This window comes from Micromonospora sp. CPCC 205739 (assembly GCF_036906795.1).
Classification (GTDB): domain Bacteria; phylum Actinomycetota; class Actinomycetes; order Mycobacteriales; family Micromonosporaceae; genus Micromonospora.
In genome coordinates this window covers 71,683-91,850 of record NZ_JBAKHS010000010.1, presented here as the reverse complement: position 1 = coordinate 91,850, position 20,168 = coordinate 71,683, and the positions used below count along the sequence as shown (strand labels likewise).

Here is a 20,168-nt window from a genome sequence, read left to right as displayed (position 1 = left end):
AACCTCCGCGGTCGTCGGCGGGAGGGGGTGTCCGCCGGATGTCCGTCGGACACCGTACGGGCAACGCGTGCCGGCGCGGAAGTCCTTCGGCGCGCACTCGAAGCGGGGCCTCGCCGGGCGTCGCGGTCCGCGACCGCCGCGTCACCCGGGCGTGCCGATCGCCGTGGAAGAGGAAGCGGCCCGGCGCCAGCAACCGGACGTCGGCCCGGGCCGAAGGGCGGATCAGTCCGTCGGCAGGTCGCGCATCCGGCGCAGTGGAGAGCAGACCACGAAGAGCGCCGCGCTCCACATTCCCAGCGTCGTCAGGACCAGCGCCGGCCGCAACCCCCACTGGCTGCCGAGCGTCCCGCCGAAGAGCGCGCCGAGCGGCACCACCCCGAAGCAGATCCACAGGAACGAGGCGTTCACCCGGCCGAGCAGCTCCGGCGGGGTGATGCGCTGCCGGTACGACAGGATGGCGACGTTGAACAGCACCGCGTTGGCGGAGAACGCGGCGAGGCCGACGGCGTAGAGCACCAGTCCCCAGCCGGGCCGGGCCAGCGGCACCAGCAGGTAGAGCGGCCCCGGGACGGCCATCGCGACCCAGATCACCCGCGCCGACCCGATCCACCGGGAGAGCCGGTCGGCCAACGCGCCGCTCACCAGCCCGCCCACCGCGCCGAGGGAGAAGACCACCCCGACCACCACCGGGGAGGCGTGCAGCTCCCGCACCAGGTAGGTGACCTCCAGCGAACTGGTCGCCATGGCGAAGAAGTTGGACGTGGTCACGCAGGCCAGGATCCGTACCAGGATGGGCTGCCGGCGGATGAACCCCAGCCCTTCGGTGAGGGCGGCGCGGACCGGCACCCGGCCGGCGGTCGCCGGGCGGGTGGCGGCCGGCTGCCGGATCAGCAGCAGCGTCACCGCGCTGACCACGAAGGCGAACGCCGTCCCGAGGAAGGTCCGCGCCGCGCCGACGAGCCCGGTCAGCGCCCCGCCGACCATCGGCCCGATCAGTTGGGCCGCGTCCTGGCTGACGGCGAGCCGGGCATTGCCCTCGACCAGTTGGTCCGCCGGCACCAGCCGGGGCAGCGTGCTCTTGTACGCCACGGTGAACAGCACCGTCAGCACGCCGGAGAGGCCGACCACGACGTACAGGAAGGGCAGGGTGAGGCGACCGACCAGGGCGGCCACCGGCAGCGACAGCAGCAGCGCGGCGCGGCCGAGGTCGCAGGCGACCATCAGCCGCCGCTGGTCGACCCGGTCGGCGAGCAGGCCGGCGGGGAGCGAGAAGAGCAGGTACGGCAGCCAGGCCAGGAAGGTCAGCAGGGAGACCTGGAACACGCTCGCGCGCAGGGTGTCGGCGGCGAGCAGCGGTACCGCCACCCCGGAGATCCGGGTGCCGACCTCGCTGACCGTCTGACCGCCCCAGAGCAGGGCGAAGTCGCGGCGGCGCCAGAGCGGCCGGGGGCGGGGCCGCTGCGGCGCGGCGGCCGCCAGGTGCGGGGTCACGGGTCACCACTTCCGGGCAGGAGCACGGACCCCGAGGGTCCTCGCCGAACCGGCGGCTCGGCCGACCCAACCTAGGTGGCGGCACCGGTGCGGGCACCCGAGTATCGCCGGGCCGACGGTCAGTCGTCGACGTACGGGCAGTGCCGGCAGCCCCGCCCGCAGCAGGTGCCCCGCCGGGCCAGGAAGCCGGCGCTGAGCACGAAGAGCCCACTGGACGGGTCGAGGTAGCCGGCCTCACCGGCGGCGAGCGCGGCGGCGTGGGCCGCGAGGATGCGCTCCCGGTCGGGGTGCTCCGGCGGCAGCCGCGACGGGTGCGGCTCGGTCAACGGTCGGTCCGCCAACGGTCGCCGCTCTGCACCCACCGGCGCAGTCTACGAAGCGCTCCGCCGTCTCCCGCCACCCGTCGGGGTCACACGCCCGGTGGCCCGGTCTCGGCGCGTACCCGCAGGAGCAGGTCGATGAAGGGGCCGGGCCGTTGGAAGAGCGAGCGGTGTCCCGCGCCGTCGAGCACCACGTGCTCCTTGCGGAGCGCCTGGAGCTGCGCGTACCACTGTCGCAGCAGCACCAGCCGGCCGGGCACCTCGTGGACGCCGTCCACCAGGTACACCGGCACCTGGAGCCGGCGGATCTCGCGGCGCAGGTCGAGGTCCTGGAGCTGGGGGTAGAGCACGTCCCAGCCGTCGAGCGTGCCGCCGAGCACGTGCGCCTTCTCCAGCAGCGTGTACTCGGGCACGCCCAGCTTGGTGACCGCGCCGTCCCGGCCCTCGCTGCTGCCGGTGCGGTCGTGGTCGAACGCGCCCGTCTCGTTGGCGAGCAACGGCTCGTAGGTGTACATGTCGGCGTACGGCGGCGGGCCGAGGTCGGTGAGCTGCCGCGCCAGGTCGGACCGGCCGGTGCGACGGGCCCAGGCGACGGTGTCGGCGTACTGGCTGCGGTCGGCCTCGCGCAGGTCGATCGCCTGGCCGACGCCGACGTAGGCGCGGAACAGCTCCGGGTGCCGCTGCACGGCGGTCACCCCGACCAGCGAGCCGCCGGAGTGCGCCATCAGGTACACCTTGTCCTGCCGGAACCGCCCGCGCAGGTGGTTGATCACGGCGACGGCGTCGGCGACCTCGCTGTCCAGCGTGAACGTGGACGAGGGCGCGAACGCCGCCCAGGACTTCGCCGCGCCGCGCCGGTCCAGGGTGGCCACCACGAAGTGCCGTTCCAGTCCGGCGAGGTGCCGGCGTACGGCGCCGATCTCGGAGCTGCCCGGCGCCCGGGCAGGAAGAGCAGGACGGGTGCGGTGGCGTCCGCCCCGCGCAGCATCAGCCCCAGCTCGCGGTCGCCGCTGGCCACGGTGGTCAGCTCGGCGACCCCGCCTGCGATCGGTGCGGTCCTCGCCGGCAGCGCCACCGCCACCGTGACCAGCAGGAGGAACGCGGCGAGCAGACCGACCGCGCCGCGGCCCAGCCAGACCCGCAGCGGGTGCCGGTGGGCGGCCGGACGGCTTTCCTTGCCCGCTACGTCATCCGGGCTGGTCGCGAGCCGACGGTCGTCGTCGCTCTTCCGGCGGTCGGCCCGGGTGGCGGTGCGACGGGCGATGCCGGCGCTGTAGGCGGCCCCGACCAGCAGCGGCAGCAGGGTCAGCAGGCCGTGCAGGCCCCGGCCCAGGATCAGCGCGCCGAGGCCGAAGCCGCTCAGGTGCGAGGCGTCCACGGAGGGCCCGCGCAGCGGCATCCGGACCAGTTCGACGGCGAGCGCGAAGAGCACCGGGGCGGCCAGCATCGACCAGCGGGAGCGGCTGAGCCACCCGGCGAGCAGCCCGACGACGAGGCTGACCAGGACGGAGCTGACGGCGTCGACGTTTCCGCCCGGGCCGCGCGGGGTCCACCAGCCGACGACCAGACCCCAGGCGACCGGGGCCAGGACCGCGAGGGCGAGGGCCAAACGGGTACGGGGAAACGACGGCAGCGCCATGACACCTCACCGGGGTCGACGTCGGCTGGACCGCCGGACTAGTGAAGATCAGCCTCACTGACTGTCCCGTATCCGTAACCCAGGGCGAATGCGTGCAACTCGCGCACGGCGATCGGGCAGATGGGCCGATCGGAGCGGCCGTGTCGGACCTCTGCACCATGCTGGACGCCGACGAGCTTCGACAGTGGAGGGACGGCGGATGAGAAGGACCGTTGTACACATGAGCGTGTCGCTGGACGGGTTCTTCGAGGGCCCCGGCGGCAGCCTCGACTGGCACCAGGTCGACGACGAGCTGCACCGCCACTTCAATGCCGAGCTGCGCACCATGGGCGGGTTCCTCAACGGGCGCCGCTCCTACGAGCTGATGGCCGAGTTCTGGCCGACCGCCGACCGGGACCCGGCCAGCACCGCCCCGATGGTGGAGTTCGCCGACATCTGGCGGGACATGCCGAAGGTCGTCTACTCCCGGACTCTGGAGCGGGCCGACTGGAACGCCACCGTCGTCCGGGAGGTCGTACCCGACGAGGTCCGGCGGCTCAAGGCCGAGCCGGGCGGGGACCTGGCCCTCGGCGGAGCGGACCTGCTCACCACCTTCCTCCGGCACGACCTGGTCGACGAGTACCGGCTCTACGTCCACCCGGTCGTGCTCGGCGCCGGCCGCCCGCTCTTCCCCGCGTCGGGCGACCGGTTCCCGCTGCGCCTGACCGGGACCCGCACCTTCGGCAACGGTGTCGTCCTGCTGCGGCACGAGCGCGCGCGGGACTGACCCGACCCGCATCGACGGGCGGGCTCGGGGCCCAGGTAAGGGCGTTGGCTTTCCGGTCGGCCCGGCCTATGGTGGGCGGCATGCGTCTGTCCGGGCAGCAGGAGAGCACCGCCGTCAGCACGACGGCGGCGCCCGCTGCTGTCCGCCGGCGTGCCGTGGCGGTCACGGTGGCCACCCGCGTCGTGCGAGTCGCGGTCGCGCCGTCGCGCGCCGGCTCGGTCGCCCCCGGACTGCCGAGCCCCGCCGGACGTAGCCCTCCTGGACCGGTGCACACCATGTGAACGGCCACCAGGGCGAAGCTTCCACAGCTTCGGCCCTTTTTCTTTTTCCGAGGAGCTACGCCATGACCACGCACACCCAGCCGGGCCAGCAGCACTGGATCGACGAACTGCGGTCGACCCTGACGTCCGACTTCGAGATGCACACCGCCCGGCTGACCGAACTCACCGCCGACACCGGTGACCCGGCCGAGGCCCACACCCGGGACGCGATGCTCGCCGCCACCCGGCAGAGCCTGGAGCAGATCACCGGGGCGCTGCGGCGCATCGCCGAGGGCCGGTACGGGATCTGCGAGCGGTGTGCCGCGCCGATCCCGCAGGAACGCCTGGAGGTGCTGCCGCACGCCCGCTTCTGCGTGCCCTGCCAGCAGAAGCAGCGCTGACCTGGTGGGGCTGCCGCGCCGACGCGGCAGCCCCCGCTCGTCCGTGTTCGGCCGGCCACTGCGGCACCTCCGGGAGTCCGGTCAGCCGAACCAGGTCATCGCCTGCCCGTGCGAGCGGGTCCAGGCGAGCGGCTGCCCGTCGAGCGCCAGCACGTTGCACAGCGCCTCGCCCGGTGGCTCCGGCAGCCCGTCGTGGGTCAGCACCTCCGGGGCCTCGTTCGAGATCCAATGGCCGGGCAGCCCGCGTACCACCTCGGTGAACGCCTGCCGCCGCAGCGGCGGCACCTGGTAGAGCACGGAGGTGTGGAACACCACCAGCGTCGCCCCGGCCGGCGCCCGCGCGGCCAGCGCCGGCAGGTCGTCCACCAGGTCGCCGCGGACCAGCAGCGGCGGCTCGGCCGCGGCGACGGCCGCCGCCGCGCGGAGCCGGGCACGCCGGTGCTCGTGCTCCGGCCAGATGAGCGCGTCGAGCCAGTCGACGTCCGCGGGATCGGTCAGGTCGAGCGGATGCAGATCCAGGCCGGCCCGCCACACCACCTCGGGCAGGCGGGTCGGTGGTGGCATTCCGGTGGCCGCGCAGTCGCAGACCGGCTCGCCCGTGCCGAGCAGGTGCTCGCCGTACCGGTAGGCGTACCGGTCGGGGTAGAGGCAGAGCCCGGCGGACGCGCCGACCTCCAGCAGCGCGAGCGGCTGCGGCAGCGCGGCGAGCACCGGCAGCAGGACGGCACACCGCCCCGGCTCGTTCGTCTGGGTGGCCCGGGTGCGCAGCTCGCGCTCGACCGCCGGCCAGTTCGCCACCGTGAACTCGCGGAACGCGGCCGGGTCGCCCACCGGCCCGCCGAGCCACCGGACGACGCCGAACAGCAGGTTCGGCTGCCGTTTGCCCGGCGGCAGCGTGCCGAGCAGGGCGAGCAGCTCGTCGTCGCGCGACACGGCGAGGGACAGGCGCTCGTACCCGGGCGACACGCCGCGCGCCTCCCGGGCGGCGAACTCGGCGTAGCTCGCGGCGATGGTCATGTGTCGATGATCGCAGTGATCCCCGCGCGAAAAGTCCCCCGGACCGTGGCGGTCCGGGGGACTTTCCGGTGATCAGGCCGGCAGGTCGGACACGACCTGCCGTCGGACCGAGAGGGTACTGGGGCAGGGCACTTATTCGGAGGCTGCAATATTCCCCGACCGCGAGGTGGCCTCGGCTACACACCGCACCGATGTCGCAGAGCCGCCGGTAGCAACAACGTGGTCTCGATCGAGCCGCGTGGGTCGGCATGGTCAGCCTGACTGTGCGCGGAGACGTCTCGCCCCTGAGACACGTCGAAATCTCGGGAGATCCGTCCCACTTGGGCTGGTGGATAAGGTCGGGCCTCGGGCACGGCGTCGAACGGCGTGGCGCGCATCGGCGCGACCGGCCGGCCGTGCTCACCGGGAGACGTCCCTCAGGCTTAAGGAGCGCGTCGCCGCGCGAGACAAAGATATCGCTGACCTCAAGCAGTTCCAGCAACTGGCGATCTCCCGGCTGGCCGCCCAACACGAAGAATTCAAGCGACTACGTGAGGCAATCGTCGCAGCCCGCTCTGTAGTGCGCCATCGTCTCGGCCAACTGATCCAGGCGCTACTGCCGAAGCCGTCCGACTCGATCAAACTCTGACAGTCTGCTGAGGGTGTCGGCGTATGGGTCAACGTGTACAGCCAGGTACATCGTGCAGATGGCGGAGGCACGTCCGAGCCTTCAACCGACCGCGAGCCGGCCGGCCAGCGGATTCAGCGAGACCCACAGGAACGAGCGGGCTGACGAGTGGGCGCTGATCGAGTGGCGGGCGACCCGGTTGCCAATGGTGCTGTCCGGGCTTGACTTCGGCGGGCCGCTGCCCCGGCGAGGCTGCGGCTGTGGACGCCCCGCTGCACCGCAACCTCGGTGATCTGATGCGGATGACCGGCTGAGGGCGCGACGTCGACACCTCGCCGCGTTCGTAGTGGTCCCCAGCCATATCCGTCGGTTTTTCCGCTAGGACTACGGAAACCCGTACGACTGGTCCGAAGGCGACGATGTCGAAATTGTCGGTGGCCGATCGTAGGGTGCGCTCGTGGCGCTGATCTATGCGTTTGAAGACGAGGACGGCAGGTGGCACGGCAACCCTGGCAGGACCTATCGAGGGATGGGCCGGGCGACCTACGCGACGTTGACGTTCCGCCCTGGTCCCGCCGACCCGGGTGCCGACAGCAGCTTCGCCGGGCAGACGTTGCGCGTGGCTGTGGCCAGCATTGACGAGCAGGTGGCCGGCGAGATCGCGTACCGGCTCGACAACGGTACGGTGCACTACGCCACCGACGAGGTCGACGAGCTGCTGTTCGGCATCGACGTGCACCGGCTGCCCATCAGCTCCTGGCCACCGGTCGTGCGCGATCCGGTGCCAGCCGCTCCCGCCACACCAGCGGCGCCGGATCCAATGCCGCTGGTGCTGTCGTGGGAGGTCAGCGACGCCGGGCGGCACTACAGGCTGACCCTCACCACGGGCGTGGACGGCCCGACCGTCGAAGTGACCGGCGCCGACAACGAGGGCCAGCTCATCGCCCAACTCGCCGGACACCTGCCGGGCGGCGATCTGTCCCTCGTGGCACGGGCGTTCCTCGCCGCCGTGGCGAACCCCGACGCGTCGACACGCGGTCCGGCGGCCCGCCGTCCCCGATCCTGGTCGGAGCAGGAGACCGCGTACGTGGCCAGTCGGCACCGCGACGGCGCCGATGCCGAGGCGATCGCCGTGGAGCTGGGGCGGACCGCCAACAGCATCCAGTACAAGCTGCACGCCCTGGGCCTGGCCCCGTTTCCCGGGCCGAACACCAGCCGGCCACCGGCACCCCCGCGAACGCCGGCGTACACGATGGAAGACCTGCGCCAGCTCCACCCGAACTCGCACAGGCCGTGGGAGCCCGAGGACGACGAACGGCTCGCGCGACGCGCTGCAGAAGGCGCGAGCATCTCCGAGTTGATGGAGGAGTTCGGCCGTAACCACGGCGCGATCACCTCCCGCCTTGCACGGGTGCAGCCCCCGGTCGCCCCAGCCCGCCGCCAGCCGCTCCCTGAGCCCACCAGGCCCCGCCAGGCGTCCGGGACGCTGGGTGCCGCTGAGCGCAGGTGCAACGGATACCCGCCCTATAAAAAGAGCAGCTACGCCGAAGGCGACCACTGGTTCCGTATGCCCAAGGAAGTCGCCGAGATCATCAATGAGCTGGCGGCTGCGTAGCCAAGGACCCACCCCATGCGGGCCTCACGGGAGCAATCCCCATGAGGCCCGCTGTCGTTGTCGGGTCTGTTCCAGGCAGGTGTCAGTGGGCGCCTGGACCGTCGCACCAGTATCACGGGAGCGTCAGGGGTCGGCGGTACCTTCCTGGCCATGACTGTTCACGTCCAAACGGGAGGTGGCGTGACGGCAGACTTCCAAACCCTCGCCGGCGAGCCGGACCCACGGACCCCGGCTATTCCCCGCGGGGACGTCCCCTACGAACTCAACCTCACCGGCTTCCCCTCCGAAGCCGCGCTCGCCGACGCGGTCCTCAACCGGCTCAGCACGACCTTCCTGATCCACCGGGAACGCCGGGGAACTCACTGTTCAGGACGACAGGTGCGCGTCGACGCGGTGATCCAGGCCCACGACTCCACCGATTGGAAAGACGACGATGTCGCCTTCGGACTGGAGTTCAAACTCCCGCGGCGGCACTCCGGGATCAAGGGCTACACCAAGTGGATCGCTCAGGCCGCCGACTACACCCACGTCGACTGGGACGGATTCGGCCGCCTGCCGATCCTGACCTGCCCCGGCCCTGCCGCCTGGCTGGATCGCCTCCAGCAGCACCCACCGGAGGACCCCCTGGCAGGGCTCGCACGTCGACTGACCGGCCAGCTCGGACTGGGTGAGGTCCAGCTGCGCTGGCACCACGGCCTGACCATCACCATGAACGGCGAGCAGCTCTGGTCCGAGCGGTACGGCGTCCGGCGCGGCCGCACCTGGTCGACCAAGCTCAAGGTGGGCTCACGGTAACCGCCGAAGTAAGCCGCGCTCAACGAGCGCGGCTGGAAGTCGTCGGCGGTGATGGTGGCGGAGAGCGCGTCGTGCAGCTCCCGCAGCTGGGTGGGGTTGAGGTCGAGGTTCACCGCGTCCTAGCCGCCGCCGATCTCCAGGTTCCGGCTGCCGTCAGGGTCCACATCGACCCGTCCAGGTACGCCGCGTCGCCGCCCAGGTAGGGCCTGTCAAACGAACAGCCGGGCACAGCAGAGGCATGACTGCTGCCTGCCCTAGCCAGCGGCAGGAACAACCGGACAACCGCATCCGGGATGGCCCGCGCAGGCGTGACACCAGGAACACCGGAACCGGGCACCCGGCGCAAGGCGGCCGTCAACGCAAGGCACGGCGAGCAGGTCGGCGCCCGCCGTCACGTCGAGGCGATCGCCGCCGGTCCCGTCGGGCAGGACGTTGTGCATCCACAAAACGGGATAGACTTTGCCGCACGATCCGCAGATCCGGGTACCCCAGCCCGTCGAGCAGACTTCACAGCGGCATTGGAATGTGTTCCGGTCCCGAGGCTCGAACTCGGTCATAGTGCTGTGACAGATGGGGCACGTCTCGAACAGGTCGAACGACCGCGCCGCCGCCTCGACCGCAGCCATAGCCCCTGGCAGCGACGACGCCGTGGACCGCGGGCCCCGCTCACGTCCGGTTGTTGCGCGGACCAGCGCTTCCGCCTCGTCCATCGACGGCCGGCGGGTCACCGCGATGCGCCTCGGACCAGCCGGGCGCCACCAGCCATCGCTGCTCTTCGGCACACTCGCGGACAGCTCTGCAGCGGGCGGATACTCGGCGACGAACCGGCGGCCTTGCAGGACCCACCGCAGCGCCCGGGCAAGTCGCTCCTCCCCCTCGATCTCTAGCGGTGTCACAGGAACCAGACAGGGCAGCGCGCCGAAGCCGGCCGGGTGCACGAGGCGCCCCGTGGTGGACGGCAATGCCGCCCGGGCGGCGCGGAGGCCCGGATACACCACGATCGTGGGGTTGGCCTGCATGCCGAGCGCGGCGGCGCGCGCCCGTTCGGCGGCGGGCTGGCCGAGGTCGTCGCCGACCGGCGCCAGCTGGGCCAGGTGCCGTCCGTCGGCGGCGACACGCAGGGTTCCGTCTTCCGCCATCGACCACGTGACACTGCCGGCCGGACCGCTCAGGAGCACGGTGGAGCCGACGACCGGCAGTGCATCGGCCGGATCGTCCGGCTGGTAACCGAGGATCGCCAGCGCACGCAGGGAGAGCGCGGCGACGTAGTGCGCGTACGCCTCGGGGAACGTACGCTCCGCCGACCTCACGCCCGCCAAAACGGAGGACTCATGGACCGCCCATAGCTCCCAGAGCGCGCCGATCTGCCGGTACCGCCCATCGCCTAGGAACAGGTTGGTGCGCATGAGCCGGATCGGCACGGGCACCCGGCGGTTGGCCCGCCGCAGCACCGGCGATCCGTGCAGCGCCGCAAGCCGTGCCCGGGCACGGCGGAACACGTCGAGGGTCTCGGCGACCGCCAGCGCCGACGCCGTGGTGTCAGAGACCGCCTTGGCGACGAGGCGGGCGACCCGGTCGAGCCGGCGCCACGACCGCGCGTGTTTCAGCACCCGGTTGTACTCGTCGAGGTCGGTCAGGCCGTCGGCGAGCGTAGTCAGCTCGCGGATGCGCCGGGTCAGGTGCTCGCCGAGCCGGTCCACGAGCTGCGCGGCCACCTGGTTCTCGTAAAAGTCGACGTCTTCGGCGAACCGTTGCGACAGCACGCGCAGCGGCATGATGCGCCCGTGCTCCACGCCCGCCCAGTCCTCGGTGTGCCCGGCCAGGCGGGCGAGACCGGCAGGCGGCACCCGGCGCGCCAGGTCCGCCCGCACCAGCTCGTCCACCCGGTCGAGCCGGTCGTGGGGTCGAAGGCAGACGTCGGCGAGAACGTCGAGCCCGTCGAGAATGGCGCGCTCGAACGGGCTCAACTCGGCGTGGTGCGACGCATCGGCCACAAACATGTTGTCAGCTAGCCACGTGCCGAGGGTCGTGTTCCTGGCCAGCGCGCGGGCGACGTCGATGACGGTGCCGACGACGAGCGGGTCAGGTGCGCCGGGCCGGTCGGCCATCACCCTTCCCTGCGCCGCTGCTCGTCGTCAAGGAGCCGCACGCACCGCACCGGGGCACCGCGCAACCTGCGGAGCTCCCAGGCGGTGCAGATAGCCTCCCGGATCTTGCTGAGGCCGCCGGGGGTGACGTCGTACCGACCGCGCAGGGACCGAAGGACCTTCCGGGCCAGGAAGTGATCGGCGGCGAGCGACCGGCCGTCCTGCCCGCTGTCCTCGCCCTCGGGCCGCTCGACGACCGGGTCGCCAGCGTGGGCCGCTACGACGACAGGCACGAAGGCCTCAAGCTGGCGCTCAAGCCGCGGGCCCATGACCGCCCGGCCGTGCTCGCGCAGGTCGTCGGCTACCACCTCTAGGAATTCGCGCACCTCGGCCGTGTCCGTCCGGTGCGCCTGCTTGGCCTGCTCGAACGACTTGCGCAGCGCGACAGCACCGTACGGCTCAATCTCCGGGACCGTGGCCGGCTGGGGCAGCCGGGGACGCTGGGCCGGCAGCTCCATCAGGTGCGCACGGTTGTAGGTCTTGTCGGCGAACTCCAGCGTCGACTCGTCCTGGTTCGCTGTGCCGATGAACCAGACGTTTCTGGGCAGGCGGATCCGCCAGCCGTCCACGAACCACTGCGGTGCCCGGCCGGTGCCGCGAGTGACCAGCTGGATCGGCTCGCCCTCGTGCTCGAGCTTCGAGAGCAGGACCGAGAAGTACTGTTCCGGCCGGGCCAGGTTCATCTCGTCGAGAACGATGAAGAACGGCCGTTCCCGGTACCTCGGCGTCTGCGCGAGGTACAGGGCTTGGAGGAATTCGGACTCCTCGAAGCGGCGCTCGAATGTGTTGTGGTGTCCGAAGAGGTCCGTCCGGTCGCGCCAGCCGGCTTGCACCTCGACGACGGTGCACTCGGTGCCGAGCGCCTTGGCGAGGGCGACCGGCAACGACGTCTTGCCGATACCGCTCATGCCCTCCAACAGGTGCAGCCGGCTCATCGCCAGTCCGCCGAGGAGGACGCACACGTCGTTAAGCCGGTAGGCCCGCCGGCTGTCGGCGAACATGACCGCCTGCAGCGACCGGGCCAGCTGCGAGAGGTTGGGCCGCTCGGCGCTGATCGCTGCCGGCTCGTTCAGCTGCGGGTCGTCGTCCATCGCAACGCAGCGGGGGAAGAGCGGCGTGCCGGGGTCGGGACGATCCCGGGTCAGCTGCTCGACGGTGCCGTGCAGCTCGGCGATCCGACTCTCGTAGCCGCGGGCGACCACCTCGAAGTGCCGCTCAGCGTCGCTGAGCTGCTTCAACTGCAGGTTGTTGATGCGGCTCGCGAGGGCAGCACCCTCCAGCTCCTGTACTCGGTAGGCGAGGCGGTCGCGCTCGCCGGTCACCTCCCGGTGCTGCTGCTCCAGCCGGCGCAGCCGGTGCAGGTCGTCGTCGGCCAGCCGCTCGGCGAGCTTGCCGCGCAGCTCGGCGTTGTCCGCGGCCAGCCGATCGCGTTCGTCGAGAAGGTACTGCGGATCAGTGCCACCGATCCGCAGCAGTTGCTGCTCCCGGTCGGCCAACTGCTTGCGCAGCTCGTCGATTGTCTTGATCCGAGCGTCGGACTGGATCCGCAGGACTTGCAGCTCGCGGTCGAGAGCGGCGACGTCGGCCACGGCGCGTGCCTGAATCTCCGCCTCCAAGTCGTCGAGCTTGCGCTGCAACTGGAACTGCTGTCCCAGCACCGTCCTGCGTTGGTCATTCAGCTCCTCCTCGGAGCGACGGAGCGCCGCTCGGTCCTCCTGCAGCCGGGCCACCTGTTCCGCGTGCTCCTCGGCGAGCCCGCGCCGCCGCTCCTCCTCTTCGATCTGGGCCGCCTGCCGGCGGCGTTCCAGCTCGGCATCGAGCTCGGCGTGGGCCGCCTGGGCCTGTGCAGTGAATCCGTCCCGGGCCTCCTGCTCGCGGGCGCTCACCTGCTCGCTCCGGAGACGCAGCTGCGCCAGTTCGGTGGTGGCCTCGGCCCGGAGCGCCTCGGCGGCGTCGCGGGCCGAGGCGGCCTCAGCGAGATCCACGTCGAGGCGCTGGCGGGCGGCGTCCGCAGCGGCCTCCGCGTCCGCGGCCGTCTGCATCCGTTCCCGAGCCGCTCTCGCTGCGCGCTCGTATTCGGCGGCCTGGCGCAGCAGGGCGTCGTACGCGGACAGCACCGCGTCGTCGTTCGTGGTCGGCTCCAGCCCCTGCTCAGCGAGGGCAGCTCTGACCTCCGTGTCGTCCTCAGCCCGCCTATCGGCCACCGCCAAGTCGGCAATCTTGTCAGCGGCCGCCTGCTGAGCCGAGCGGCGCTGATTCGGCGGCCAGTTCGGCTTATTTTTTCGCCTACCCATTGGTGGAGCGGTCCCTTTCGCTAGGCGTCCGGAGATCGGGCAGCGGCACGCCGAGGTAGGCAGCCGCGGTGTCTTGCGCAAGCCGCCAGGCGGTCTCACCGTAGTCAAGGTTTAACGGCACCGCGGCGGCGTGCGCACCACCGGTGTTCCGGTCCTTCGATACATTCGTGAGGTCGCTGAGCAGCGTCGGCCGAGCCGCGGCCACCTGGCGGAACGGATGGTCGGGCGTGCTGTTGGCGGCGCTGACGAGCGAGGCGGCCAGCAGCACGGGGGTCGTCGCCCGGTCAGGGTGTCGGATTCCCCGCCGGAGCTTTTCGGCCTCCACCGCGCCGAGCCGCGCGTGTTCGCCGAACGACATGCCGAGCTGCCGGCAGTAGGTGCCGAGCTGCCGGGCGAGTGGATCCCGCAGCTGTTCGACGACCCGTGGCGGTGGCCGATGCCGAGCCACGAGGTCGCGTAGCACGAGCTCGTGCAGCCGCCAGGAGTACCGCGCGACGTCGCCCACCTCGGGACTGCCGTCGCCGCGCCGACGTGCCCGGTCGATCTCTCGCTCGAGCAGCGTGAGCAGCTCGAACACGGCGTCGTGGTCGCGTACCCGGGCGGTGAACCGGTGCTCGAGCGTCTCGGCGATGCTGCGCCGCAGCTTGACCTCGATGAGGTCGGACTCGGCCAGGAGGCCCTCAGTACGGCGGCCGATGAACTGTTGGATGTGGTCGCGCAGCCGGGCCGACCGCTGGATCTGGGTCGCCACCAGCCGCCGAAGGTAGGGGCTGGCGTGCCCGCCGAACGGGCTCATCGCGTCCCACGTCACCGTGGTTTCGCCACCCTCGTCGCGCGTCCGGGCGAGCAGTGGCAGTGGGATCCACACCGGCTGCCCATCGGTCATCACTGACACGCGCGAAACCACCCGCTCGGGCGGGCCGGCCTGCCAACGCCGCGTCCGTCCGCCGCCCTGCCGTTTGGCGGTTTCGCCGCGGGAGACGGCCTCCACGACCTGCTCGTGAGCCGGTGGCTCGGTACTGTTCCAGCCGCCGGGATAAACGGCGAACGCGTGCACCCGCAGCGGCGCGCCTGCGCTGCGCAGCTGCAGCGTCGCCGCCGTCCGACTCTGCCAGTCGCATTGGCAGTGAGCCGGTTCGACGGTCGAGGCCGGCCAGAGCGTGCCGGTCGTCACGTCCTGGTAGACGTAGGTCGTGATGACCCGCGTGGGGTCGGGGAATCCACCCTGCAGGACGTGGCGGCCGTTTGTCGTGATGACGCCGTACCGGTCGAGGTACTTCAGCGCGCGCAGGTCGGAGCGGACCAACTCGACGAGGTCGTCCTGGAGTCCGAGGAGCCGGCCGATGTCGGCCGCCTCCCGCAGGCCAGCGCGGGCCAGGCCCAGCACCGCTGCCTGGAACACGTTGAGCCGATCCTCGTGCACCAGCGGCGACACGACGCGGTACCGCAGCGCCGGCCAGAGGAGCCACCGCTGCCGACCCCGGAACTCGGCGAACTCGGGCCGGACGACCGGGCACTCAGGTCCGAATCCCGGCACCCTGCACCCCCTCACAGAATTCGCGAAACGCGACAATACCCTCGGCGACGGACCGGCCCGGCCGGCCTGGCAGCTCCGGCGTGGCCGCCCGTTCTGCCATGGCGGCGTCCCCGACGGCGATAAGCAACCGGCGTTGTCGGCTCATCGCCACGCACATGCGGCTGTCGCTGAGCAGGTGCCCGTACCTCTGCACGGCCTGGGCGGGACCGCCCAAGGGCCGCGGGACCTCACTGCTGCGCGTCACGGACAGCAGCACGACGTCGAATTCCATGCCCTGAAACGCGTCCACGGTGCCTACCCGCAGCCTCGGCCGCGGCCGCTCCTCGTTCGTGAACTGCATCGCCGGCACGGGCATGAAGGTGCCGTCGTCGTCGACCACGGCCAGCCCGGCCTGCTGCAACTCACCCTCCAGCAGCTCCTGCTGGGCCTTGTAGAACGTGATTACACCGAACGACAGTCGCCGCTCCCGGTCCAGCTCGGCCAGCTCGGACAGCTCCCGGACCAGCCGACGGGCCTCGGCGGGCCGGGTCCAGCTCGTCCCGGACCGCTTCTCGTCTCCGTCCCGTCGCGGCACGTCGATCCAGGCCGCCACCTTGCCGGCGTAGGTCGACAGCTCGTGGGTCAGCCGCGCTGTCGACGGATCGGGCTTGATCACGTCGGGGCCGCCGTAAAAGACCTCGCTCACGAACCGGCCGAGCGCGGGATGCATGCGGAACTGCGTGTCCAGCACGATCGTTCGCGCCGCCGGCTTCTCGTCGGCGAACAGGTCAAACCAGCGCTCGAAAAGGCTTTGCGACAGCTCCGAGCCGTCGAGGGAGCGGTTGCGGCGCAGCTCCCGCTCGACCTTCTGCTCCAGGACGTGCGGCAGCTGCTTGTGGTCGCCGACGAGGACGATGCGCCGACGAGCGAACGCCATCGGGATCATCAGGTCGAGCGGATTCGCCCGCGCCGCCTCGTCAACGACGACGGTATCGAACACGGGCAGCGGCGCGTCGAGCAGCCGCGACATCTCCTCCGAGTTCGACTGCTGGACGGTCGAGGCGAGCACGGCGTTGTACCGGGCCAGCGTCGACTCCACGAGGGCCAAGTCCTCCCGCAGATCGTCGCGGTAGGCCAGCAGGACCTCGTCCGCGCTGTCGGCAGTCTCGGCGGCCTCCTCCGCCACCGCGTCCGCGACGAGGTGCAGCAGCGCCTCCACGTCGGGATCGTGCATCGGCGCGTGGAGCAAGGCGGTGTCGGCGGCGAGCCGACCGAGCAGCTCGACGCGTAGCGCGGCGAGTTCGGCCAGCAGGCCGTCACCGCTGTCGCCGACCTCCGCAGCGGCCTCCAGCAACTGCCGGGCCGGCTTGTCGAGCAGCCGGTCCAGCTCGCGCAACGCCCGGACGGCGCGCTGCGGACCGTCGTCGGCGAACGCGACCGCAGTGACGCGCAGCGACCGCGCCTCCCGCGCCAGCCGTTCCCGCTCGTCGCCGGCCAGCGTCACGGCGACCCGGTCGACCACGGCCCGGTCAGCCAGCAGGTGGTCGAGCTCGTCCCGCAGCACGCCGGGCAAGCGGGTACCCGCCAGCTCCTTGACGGTGCCGAGGAGCGCGACCAGGTCGGGACCGCTCATCGGGTGCCGCTCGTAGGCCGACGCGAGCTCCCGCAGCTTTCGCGCAGCGTCGTGGCGGGCGGACGCAGGCCGGTGCTCCTGCAGGTACCGCTCGACCGTCGCGACCACGCCGTCGCGCCATTCGCGGGAGCTCTCCCAGTCGCGGCCCGGCCGCGCCCCGACCCGCGTCGGTGGAAGGCCGTGCCGGCGTGCCTTGCGGGCGACGTTGTCGACCGCGTCGTGCTGCACGCTGGAAAGCAGGATCCGCTGCATCGACACCGTGCGCTCGCCCAGCTCGTCCAGGCAGCGCAGCAGGTCCGCGATGAAACGGGTCTTGCCAGTGCCCGGCGGTCCCTGCACGAGCAAGACGTCTGGAGTTCCCAGCGCCATGCGCAGCGCGGCCCGCTGGACGTCGGTGGGGGCCGGGCCATCAGAGCCATTGATAGCCGCAGCGATAGCCTTCTCGTGAGCCCTCTCAGCGCGCGGATGCGCTCCCGGCCGCGGCACCCCCTCGATAAGCAGCCGCAGCCCGGGCATCTCGGCCTGGTCAGTCTCAATCCGTTCGCGGGCCAGGTCTCGGCGGCGCAGGCGGACCCGGTCCCCGGAGAGCGACCGGAACAGGTGGCCGGTCGGCGGGGGTGCGTCCTCTCCGCCAACGGCGAGGTCGACGGTCCAGTTGTTCCTGACCACGTACCGCACCTCGCCGTGCACGCCGGCACCCGGTCGGCCGCGTCCGCCGTGCAGCTCGGGCGGGAGGTTGACGGACGCCTCTAGCTGCAGCTTTCCGCTGAACGAGGCCACCGCCCGGAGGAAGGCTGCGGCGCGGTCGTCGGGCTGCAGCTCGAAGCGCCAGAGCCCATCCGCGGTGACCTGACACGAGCGGTACCGGGCAGAACCCATACGCCGGGCTTCGTCGACCAGCGACTCGCGCTCAATCTCGTTGTACGCCTGCCAAAGGTCCAGATATGTCCGCCCGTCCGAGGTGAGCCCCTGCAAGGCGGCCCGGATGACCTCACTGGCGGCGGCCTCATCGCCCCGGTCGACAAACCGCAGGTCGATTGGGCTGAGCCGGAACCAGCGAGCGTGCTGCCGAGAAGACGCGTCGGTGAGGCGCACGAGGCGCAGGGCGTCGTCGGCGAGGGCGATGTCGGCGACCCATCGCCGACCGTGCAGAGTGAGGGCGCGGACGCCGGACCCCAACTCGCTCCCCGGACCTCCGCTATGGACGAACCGCTCCTCGGTCCGGCCCGGCAGCGCGGGAAGCGCGAACTCCTCGCGCAACCAGTCCCGGATCGGGTCGAAACCCGTCACCGCCCGCTGAGTGGCGATCCGCACCTGCTCGGCCACGCCGTCATCAATGCCGACGGTCATGCTCGCTCCGATATCCGCGGTAGCGAACGCGTGGCACTGCAAGCCGATTTGCTGCGGGGTGACGTCGACGACCCACGACACGACCGTGCGTCCAGCTGCGGTGAGCCAATCCACCGTCTCCTGGTCCGCGACCGGAAGCCGGATCGGCTGGCCGCCGCCGATTGCGGGCGCCACCTCGAACTCCGCGCGGCCGGTCCGGTGGCGGAGCACGACCTCCCGGTTCTTGGCGTACTTGTCGGCGAGCTTAATTAGCCACCGCGGGACCGAAGTGGCCGGGCCGGTGGGCAGCGACACGATGCGGATCTCGCCCGGCCTCAACTGCTCAGCGAACACGTGACCTCCGCTGGCTGCGGCACCAGCATTCGGTGCGGCCGGCTGTCGTCACCGAAGTGCCACGTCCACGCCGCGGACAGCGACTCGTCGGCGCGACCGCCCGGCAACAGCGACCGCCCCAGGCCGCCCTTCGGCGGAACCCGGCGGATTACGCTAGTGCCCCGGTTCCGGACGACCAGGCTGTCCCCACCGTCCCAGTCAACCTCAGCGACCACCGCAAGAGGATCTGCGGCCCCGCGGTACACGGTACGAGCAGTGACGAGCAGCGGCCGGTCCGCCTGAACAAACAAGGTCAAGCTCTTGTCCTCCAGCGTCAGTGGACGCCGGTCGCCGAGCCAGGGGAACTGTTCTCGTACCAGCACCGGGACGACCGCCGGGCGATCGGCGCCGCACCACGGGCAGCGGTCCTTCGCCACAACGTAGCTGTGCGGACACTTCGAACACTGCACACACCGGTCGGCCGCGCCGTCGAGGGCGGCGGCCCATTCGCCGGCGCCTGGCCGGGAGCGGGGGTCGTGTATGCCGTCTTCGAAGGTCCGCCGGAACAGGGCCAGCAGCTGCCGCGTCAGGACCCGCTCGGCCGGGTAGCCGTACGTGGTCCGGTTCCGGTCGTCTGTGCTGTGCTCGATCCAAGGCAGGAGGCCGTGTTGGGCGTCATCCTCCAGCTCAGCCGGTCCCTGGTCGACGTAGTCCCCGATGAGCGGGTGATTCGTGGTGAGGGTCTCGTAGGCCAGGACCGCGAACGAGTAAACGTCGCTGAACACGGTGTTGCCGGATGTGCCCCGCAGCACCTCCGGCGCCGCGTAGTAGGCGGTGATGAGGCGGTATGAGCCGGGACCGCTCTCCGTCTGAAGGTTGTCCGCATCGACGAGCCACACCTCGTCGTGCTCCGGCTGGGCGGAGACGAGCACGTTGCCGGGCGAGACGTCGCCGTAGACGATGCCCCGGTCGTGCAGCGTCCCGAGGATCGCGGCGCACCGGGCGAGCAGCCGCAGCCGACGGCGCAGCCCGCCACCCTGCGCGTACCAGCCCGCGACGTCGTCGCTTGTAGGTGCGCAGACCGCACTGAACGCGACCATGTCCTGCAGAAGCTCCATCACGTAACCGACGTGAGGTGCGGCCAGTGGCTCCAAGGGGCGACAGATCGGGACACCCTGAAGCGGCAGCCAGCGCAGCCGGCCCAGGCGGTCCTCAAGGCGCATCGCCGAGCCGCCGTTGCAGAGCTTCACCGCCAGCCCGCCGTGGTGGGTGCGGAACACCACGCCCTCGCCGCCTTGGCCCAGCGGTGGATCGAGGACCAGTTCCAGATGTTGACCGCTGCGCGCCGTCCGCACGCTCGATGGCCAGTCTGCCGCCAGCTGACCGGCCATCAGTCGAACTCCTCCAGCCGCACCGCCTGTTGACCCGTGCGCTCGTGCAGAGTGGTCGTGACGGTGGCCGTCACCCACCGGAACAGTCCGCTGATGTCGTGAACCTGGTCGGTCCTCAGGACGCCCACGCCGGGCGTGCTGAACGTGCGCAATACCTCATCAGCTTCGGCCGTCCGGTCCGTGCCGATGCCGACGGCCACCCGCAGCGCGCGGCTCCCCCAGCGCGAGGACAGCAGGTCGTCCAACGGCGCTTCCCAGTCGTCGGTCGGCATGCCGTCCGAGACCAGCACGAGTGCCGGTGGAAACGCCCGCTCCGACACCGCCTCGGCGTCGTCGAGCAACTCGCGGACCCGGATGAACGCGCTGCCCATTGGCGTGCGGCCGCGCGGAGTCAGATCGACCCAGACAGCTCGCGACGCAGGGACCATCGCCTGGTGCAGCACGGCCTCGTCGCCGCCGAAGGCGACCACCGCCACGTGGATCTCACCTCGAACGGAGTCCTCCGCGCCGAATGCGTCGAACATCGCCGCGATGCTCCGGTTCAGCTGGACAATCTTGTCGCCCTCCATGCTGCCGCTGACGTCCGCCAACACGATCACCGGCATCGGCCGGGG

16 protein-coding genes are annotated in these 20,168 nt (G+C 71.4%); 5 read left to right on the top strand and 11 right to left on the bottom strand.

What is annotated here, in order from left to right; genetic code table 11:
- Positions 1-222 precede the first annotated feature (222 nt).
- The 4 genes from V6U88_RS16965 to V6U88_RS16950 all read right to left on the bottom strand — a co-directional run bounded on the left by V6U88_RS16965 (position 223) and on the right by V6U88_RS16950 (position 3,450).
- Positions 223-1,491, bottom strand: coding sequence for an MFS transporter (locus V6U88_RS16965; RefSeq protein WP_334454121.1), 1,269 nt, complete (start codon positions 1,489-1,491; stop codon positions 223-225).
- Between the two features lie 119 nt (positions 1,492-1,610).
- Complete coding sequence (locus V6U88_RS16960) at positions 1,611-1,853, bottom strand: DUF5522 domain-containing protein (RefSeq protein WP_334454119.1); 243 nt, start codon at positions 1,851-1,853, stop codon at positions 1,611-1,613.
- A 47-nt stretch (positions 1,854-1,900) separates the two neighbouring features.
- A complete protein-coding gene (locus tag V6U88_RS16955) occupies positions 1,901-2,683 on the bottom strand; it encodes an alpha/beta hydrolase (RefSeq protein ID WP_334454117.1) in 783 nt (260 codons plus the stop codon).
- The gene (locus V6U88_RS16950; RefSeq protein ID WP_334454115.1) at positions 2,581-3,450 is read right to left on the bottom strand and encodes a hypothetical protein; all 870 of its coding nucleotides are present in this window, start codon (positions 3,448-3,450) and stop codon (positions 2,581-2,583) included. The genes V6U88_RS16955 and V6U88_RS16950 overlap by 103 nt, the downstream gene beginning before the upstream one ends.
- A gap of 220 nt (positions 3,451-3,670) precedes the next feature.
- On the opposite strand from V6U88_RS16950, the gene V6U88_RS16945 reads away from it, so the two are divergent.
- The 3 genes from V6U88_RS16945 (at position 3,671) to V6U88_RS16935 (ending at position 4,877) form a co-directional block, all read left to right on the top strand.
- Positions 3,671-4,216 (top strand): dihydrofolate reductase family protein, encoded by a 546-nt coding sequence (locus V6U88_RS16945; RefSeq protein WP_334454113.1) that lies wholly within the window; start codon positions 3,671-3,673, stop codon positions 4,214-4,216.
- A gap of 80 nt (positions 4,217-4,296) precedes the next feature.
- Positions 4,297-4,497 (top strand): hypothetical protein, encoded by a 201-nt coding sequence (locus V6U88_RS16940; RefSeq protein ID WP_334454112.1) that lies wholly within the window; start codon positions 4,297-4,299, stop codon positions 4,495-4,497.
- A gap of 62 nt (positions 4,498-4,559) precedes the next feature.
- Positions 4,560-4,877 carry a TraR/DksA family transcriptional regulator gene (locus V6U88_RS16935; RefSeq protein ID WP_334454110.1) on the top strand — a complete coding sequence of 106 codons (318 nt, stop codon included), beginning with the start codon at positions 4,560-4,562 and terminating at the stop codon, positions 4,875-4,877.
- A gap of 81 nt (positions 4,878-4,958) precedes the next feature.
- On the opposite strand, the gene V6U88_RS16930 is transcribed toward V6U88_RS16935, so the two are convergent.
- Positions 4,959-5,894, bottom strand: a complete 936-nt coding sequence (locus V6U88_RS16930; RefSeq protein ID WP_334454109.1) for a DUF2332 domain-containing protein — start codon at positions 5,892-5,894, stop codon at positions 4,959-4,961.
- Positions 5,895-6,958: 1,064 nt separating this feature from the next.
- On the opposite strand from V6U88_RS16930, the gene V6U88_RS16925 reads away from it, so the two are divergent.
- Together V6U88_RS16925 and V6U88_RS16920 are read left to right on the top strand one after the other, a co-directional pair.
- Positions 6,959-8,116, top strand: a complete 1,158-nt coding sequence (locus tag V6U88_RS16925) for a hypothetical protein (RefSeq protein WP_334454108.1) — start codon at positions 6,959-6,961, stop codon at positions 8,114-8,116.
- 180 nt (positions 8,117-8,296) lie between these two features.
- Positions 8,297-8,911: a hypothetical protein gene (locus V6U88_RS16920; RefSeq protein ID WP_334454105.1), complete on the top strand. Its 615-nt coding sequence runs from the start codon at positions 8,297-8,299 to the stop codon at positions 8,909-8,911.
- Positions 8,912-9,165: 254 nt separating this feature from the next.
- On the opposite strand, the gene V6U88_RS16915 is transcribed toward V6U88_RS16920, so the two are convergent.
- The 6 genes from V6U88_RS16915 to V6U88_RS16890 form a co-directional block, all read right to left on the bottom strand.
- Entirely contained in the window at positions 9,166-11,019 is a 1,854-nt protein-coding gene (locus V6U88_RS16915; protein ID WP_334454103.1) for a DUF2357 domain-containing protein, read from the bottom strand.
- Positions 11,019-13,352, bottom strand: a complete 2,334-nt coding sequence (locus V6U88_RS16910; protein ID WP_334454101.1) for an AAA family ATPase — start codon at positions 13,350-13,352, stop codon at positions 11,019-11,021. Before V6U88_RS16910 ends, V6U88_RS16915 begins: the two co-directional genes overlap by 1 nt.
- Complete coding sequence (locus V6U88_RS16905) at positions 13,345-14,787, bottom strand: hypothetical protein (RefSeq protein WP_334454099.1); 1,443 nt, start codon at positions 14,785-14,787, stop codon at positions 13,345-13,347. The genes V6U88_RS16910 and V6U88_RS16905 overlap by 8 nt, the downstream gene beginning before the upstream one ends.
- Positions 14,788-14,869: 82 nt before the next feature.
- On the bottom strand, positions 14,870-18,184 hold the full coding sequence (locus V6U88_RS16900; RefSeq protein WP_334454097.1) for a DEAD/DEAH box helicase: 3,315 nt from the start codon (positions 18,182-18,184) through the stop codon (positions 14,870-14,872).
- The gene (locus V6U88_RS16895; protein WP_334454095.1) at positions 18,166-19,554 is read right to left on the bottom strand and encodes a protein kinase domain-containing protein; all 1,389 of its coding nucleotides are present in this window, start codon (positions 19,552-19,554) and stop codon (positions 18,166-18,168) included. The genes V6U88_RS16900 and V6U88_RS16895 overlap by 19 nt, the downstream gene beginning before the upstream one ends.
- Positions 19,554-20,159, bottom strand: coding sequence for a vWA domain-containing protein (locus tag V6U88_RS16890; protein WP_334454093.1), 606 nt, complete (start codon positions 20,157-20,159; stop codon positions 19,554-19,556). The genes V6U88_RS16895 and V6U88_RS16890 overlap by 1 nt, the downstream gene beginning before the upstream one ends.
- Positions 20,160-20,168 lie beyond the last annotated feature (9 nt).

Excerpts from the sequence above, each read along its gene's own strand:
- V6U88_RS16945 (WP_334454113.1), top strand. The coding sequence starts at position 3,671 with ATGAGCGTGTCGCTGGACGGGTTCTTCGAGGGCCCCGGCGGCAGCCTC.
- V6U88_RS16895 (WP_334454095.1), bottom strand. The coding sequence starts at position 19,554 with ATGGCCGGTCAGCTGGCGGCAGACTGGCCATCGAGCGTGCGGACGGCG.
- V6U88_RS16910 (WP_334454101.1), bottom strand. The coding sequence starts at position 13,352 with ATGGGTAGGCGAAAAAATAAGCCGAACTGGCCGCCGAATCAGCGCCGC.
- V6U88_RS16950 (WP_334454115.1), bottom strand. The coding sequence starts at position 3,450 with ATGGCGCTGCCGTCGTTTCCCCGTACCCGTTTGGCCCTCGCCCTCGCG.
- V6U88_RS16890 (WP_334454093.1), bottom strand. The coding sequence starts at position 20,159 with ATGCCGGTGATCGTGTTGGCGGACGTCAGCGGCAGCATGGAGGGCGAC.
- V6U88_RS16915 (WP_334454103.1), bottom strand. The coding sequence starts at position 11,019 with ATGGCCGACCGGCCCGGCGCACCTGACCCGCTCGTCGTCGGCACCGTC.
- V6U88_RS16930 (WP_334454109.1), bottom strand. The coding sequence starts at position 5,894 with ATGACCATCGCCGCGAGCTACGCCGAGTTCGCCGCCCGGGAGGCGCGC.
- V6U88_RS16935 (WP_334454110.1), top strand. The coding sequence starts at position 4,560 with ATGACCACGCACACCCAGCCGGGCCAGCAGCACTGGATCGACGAACTG.
- V6U88_RS16940 (WP_334454112.1), top strand. The coding sequence starts at position 4,297 with ATGCGTCTGTCCGGGCAGCAGGAGAGCACCGCCGTCAGCACGACGGCG.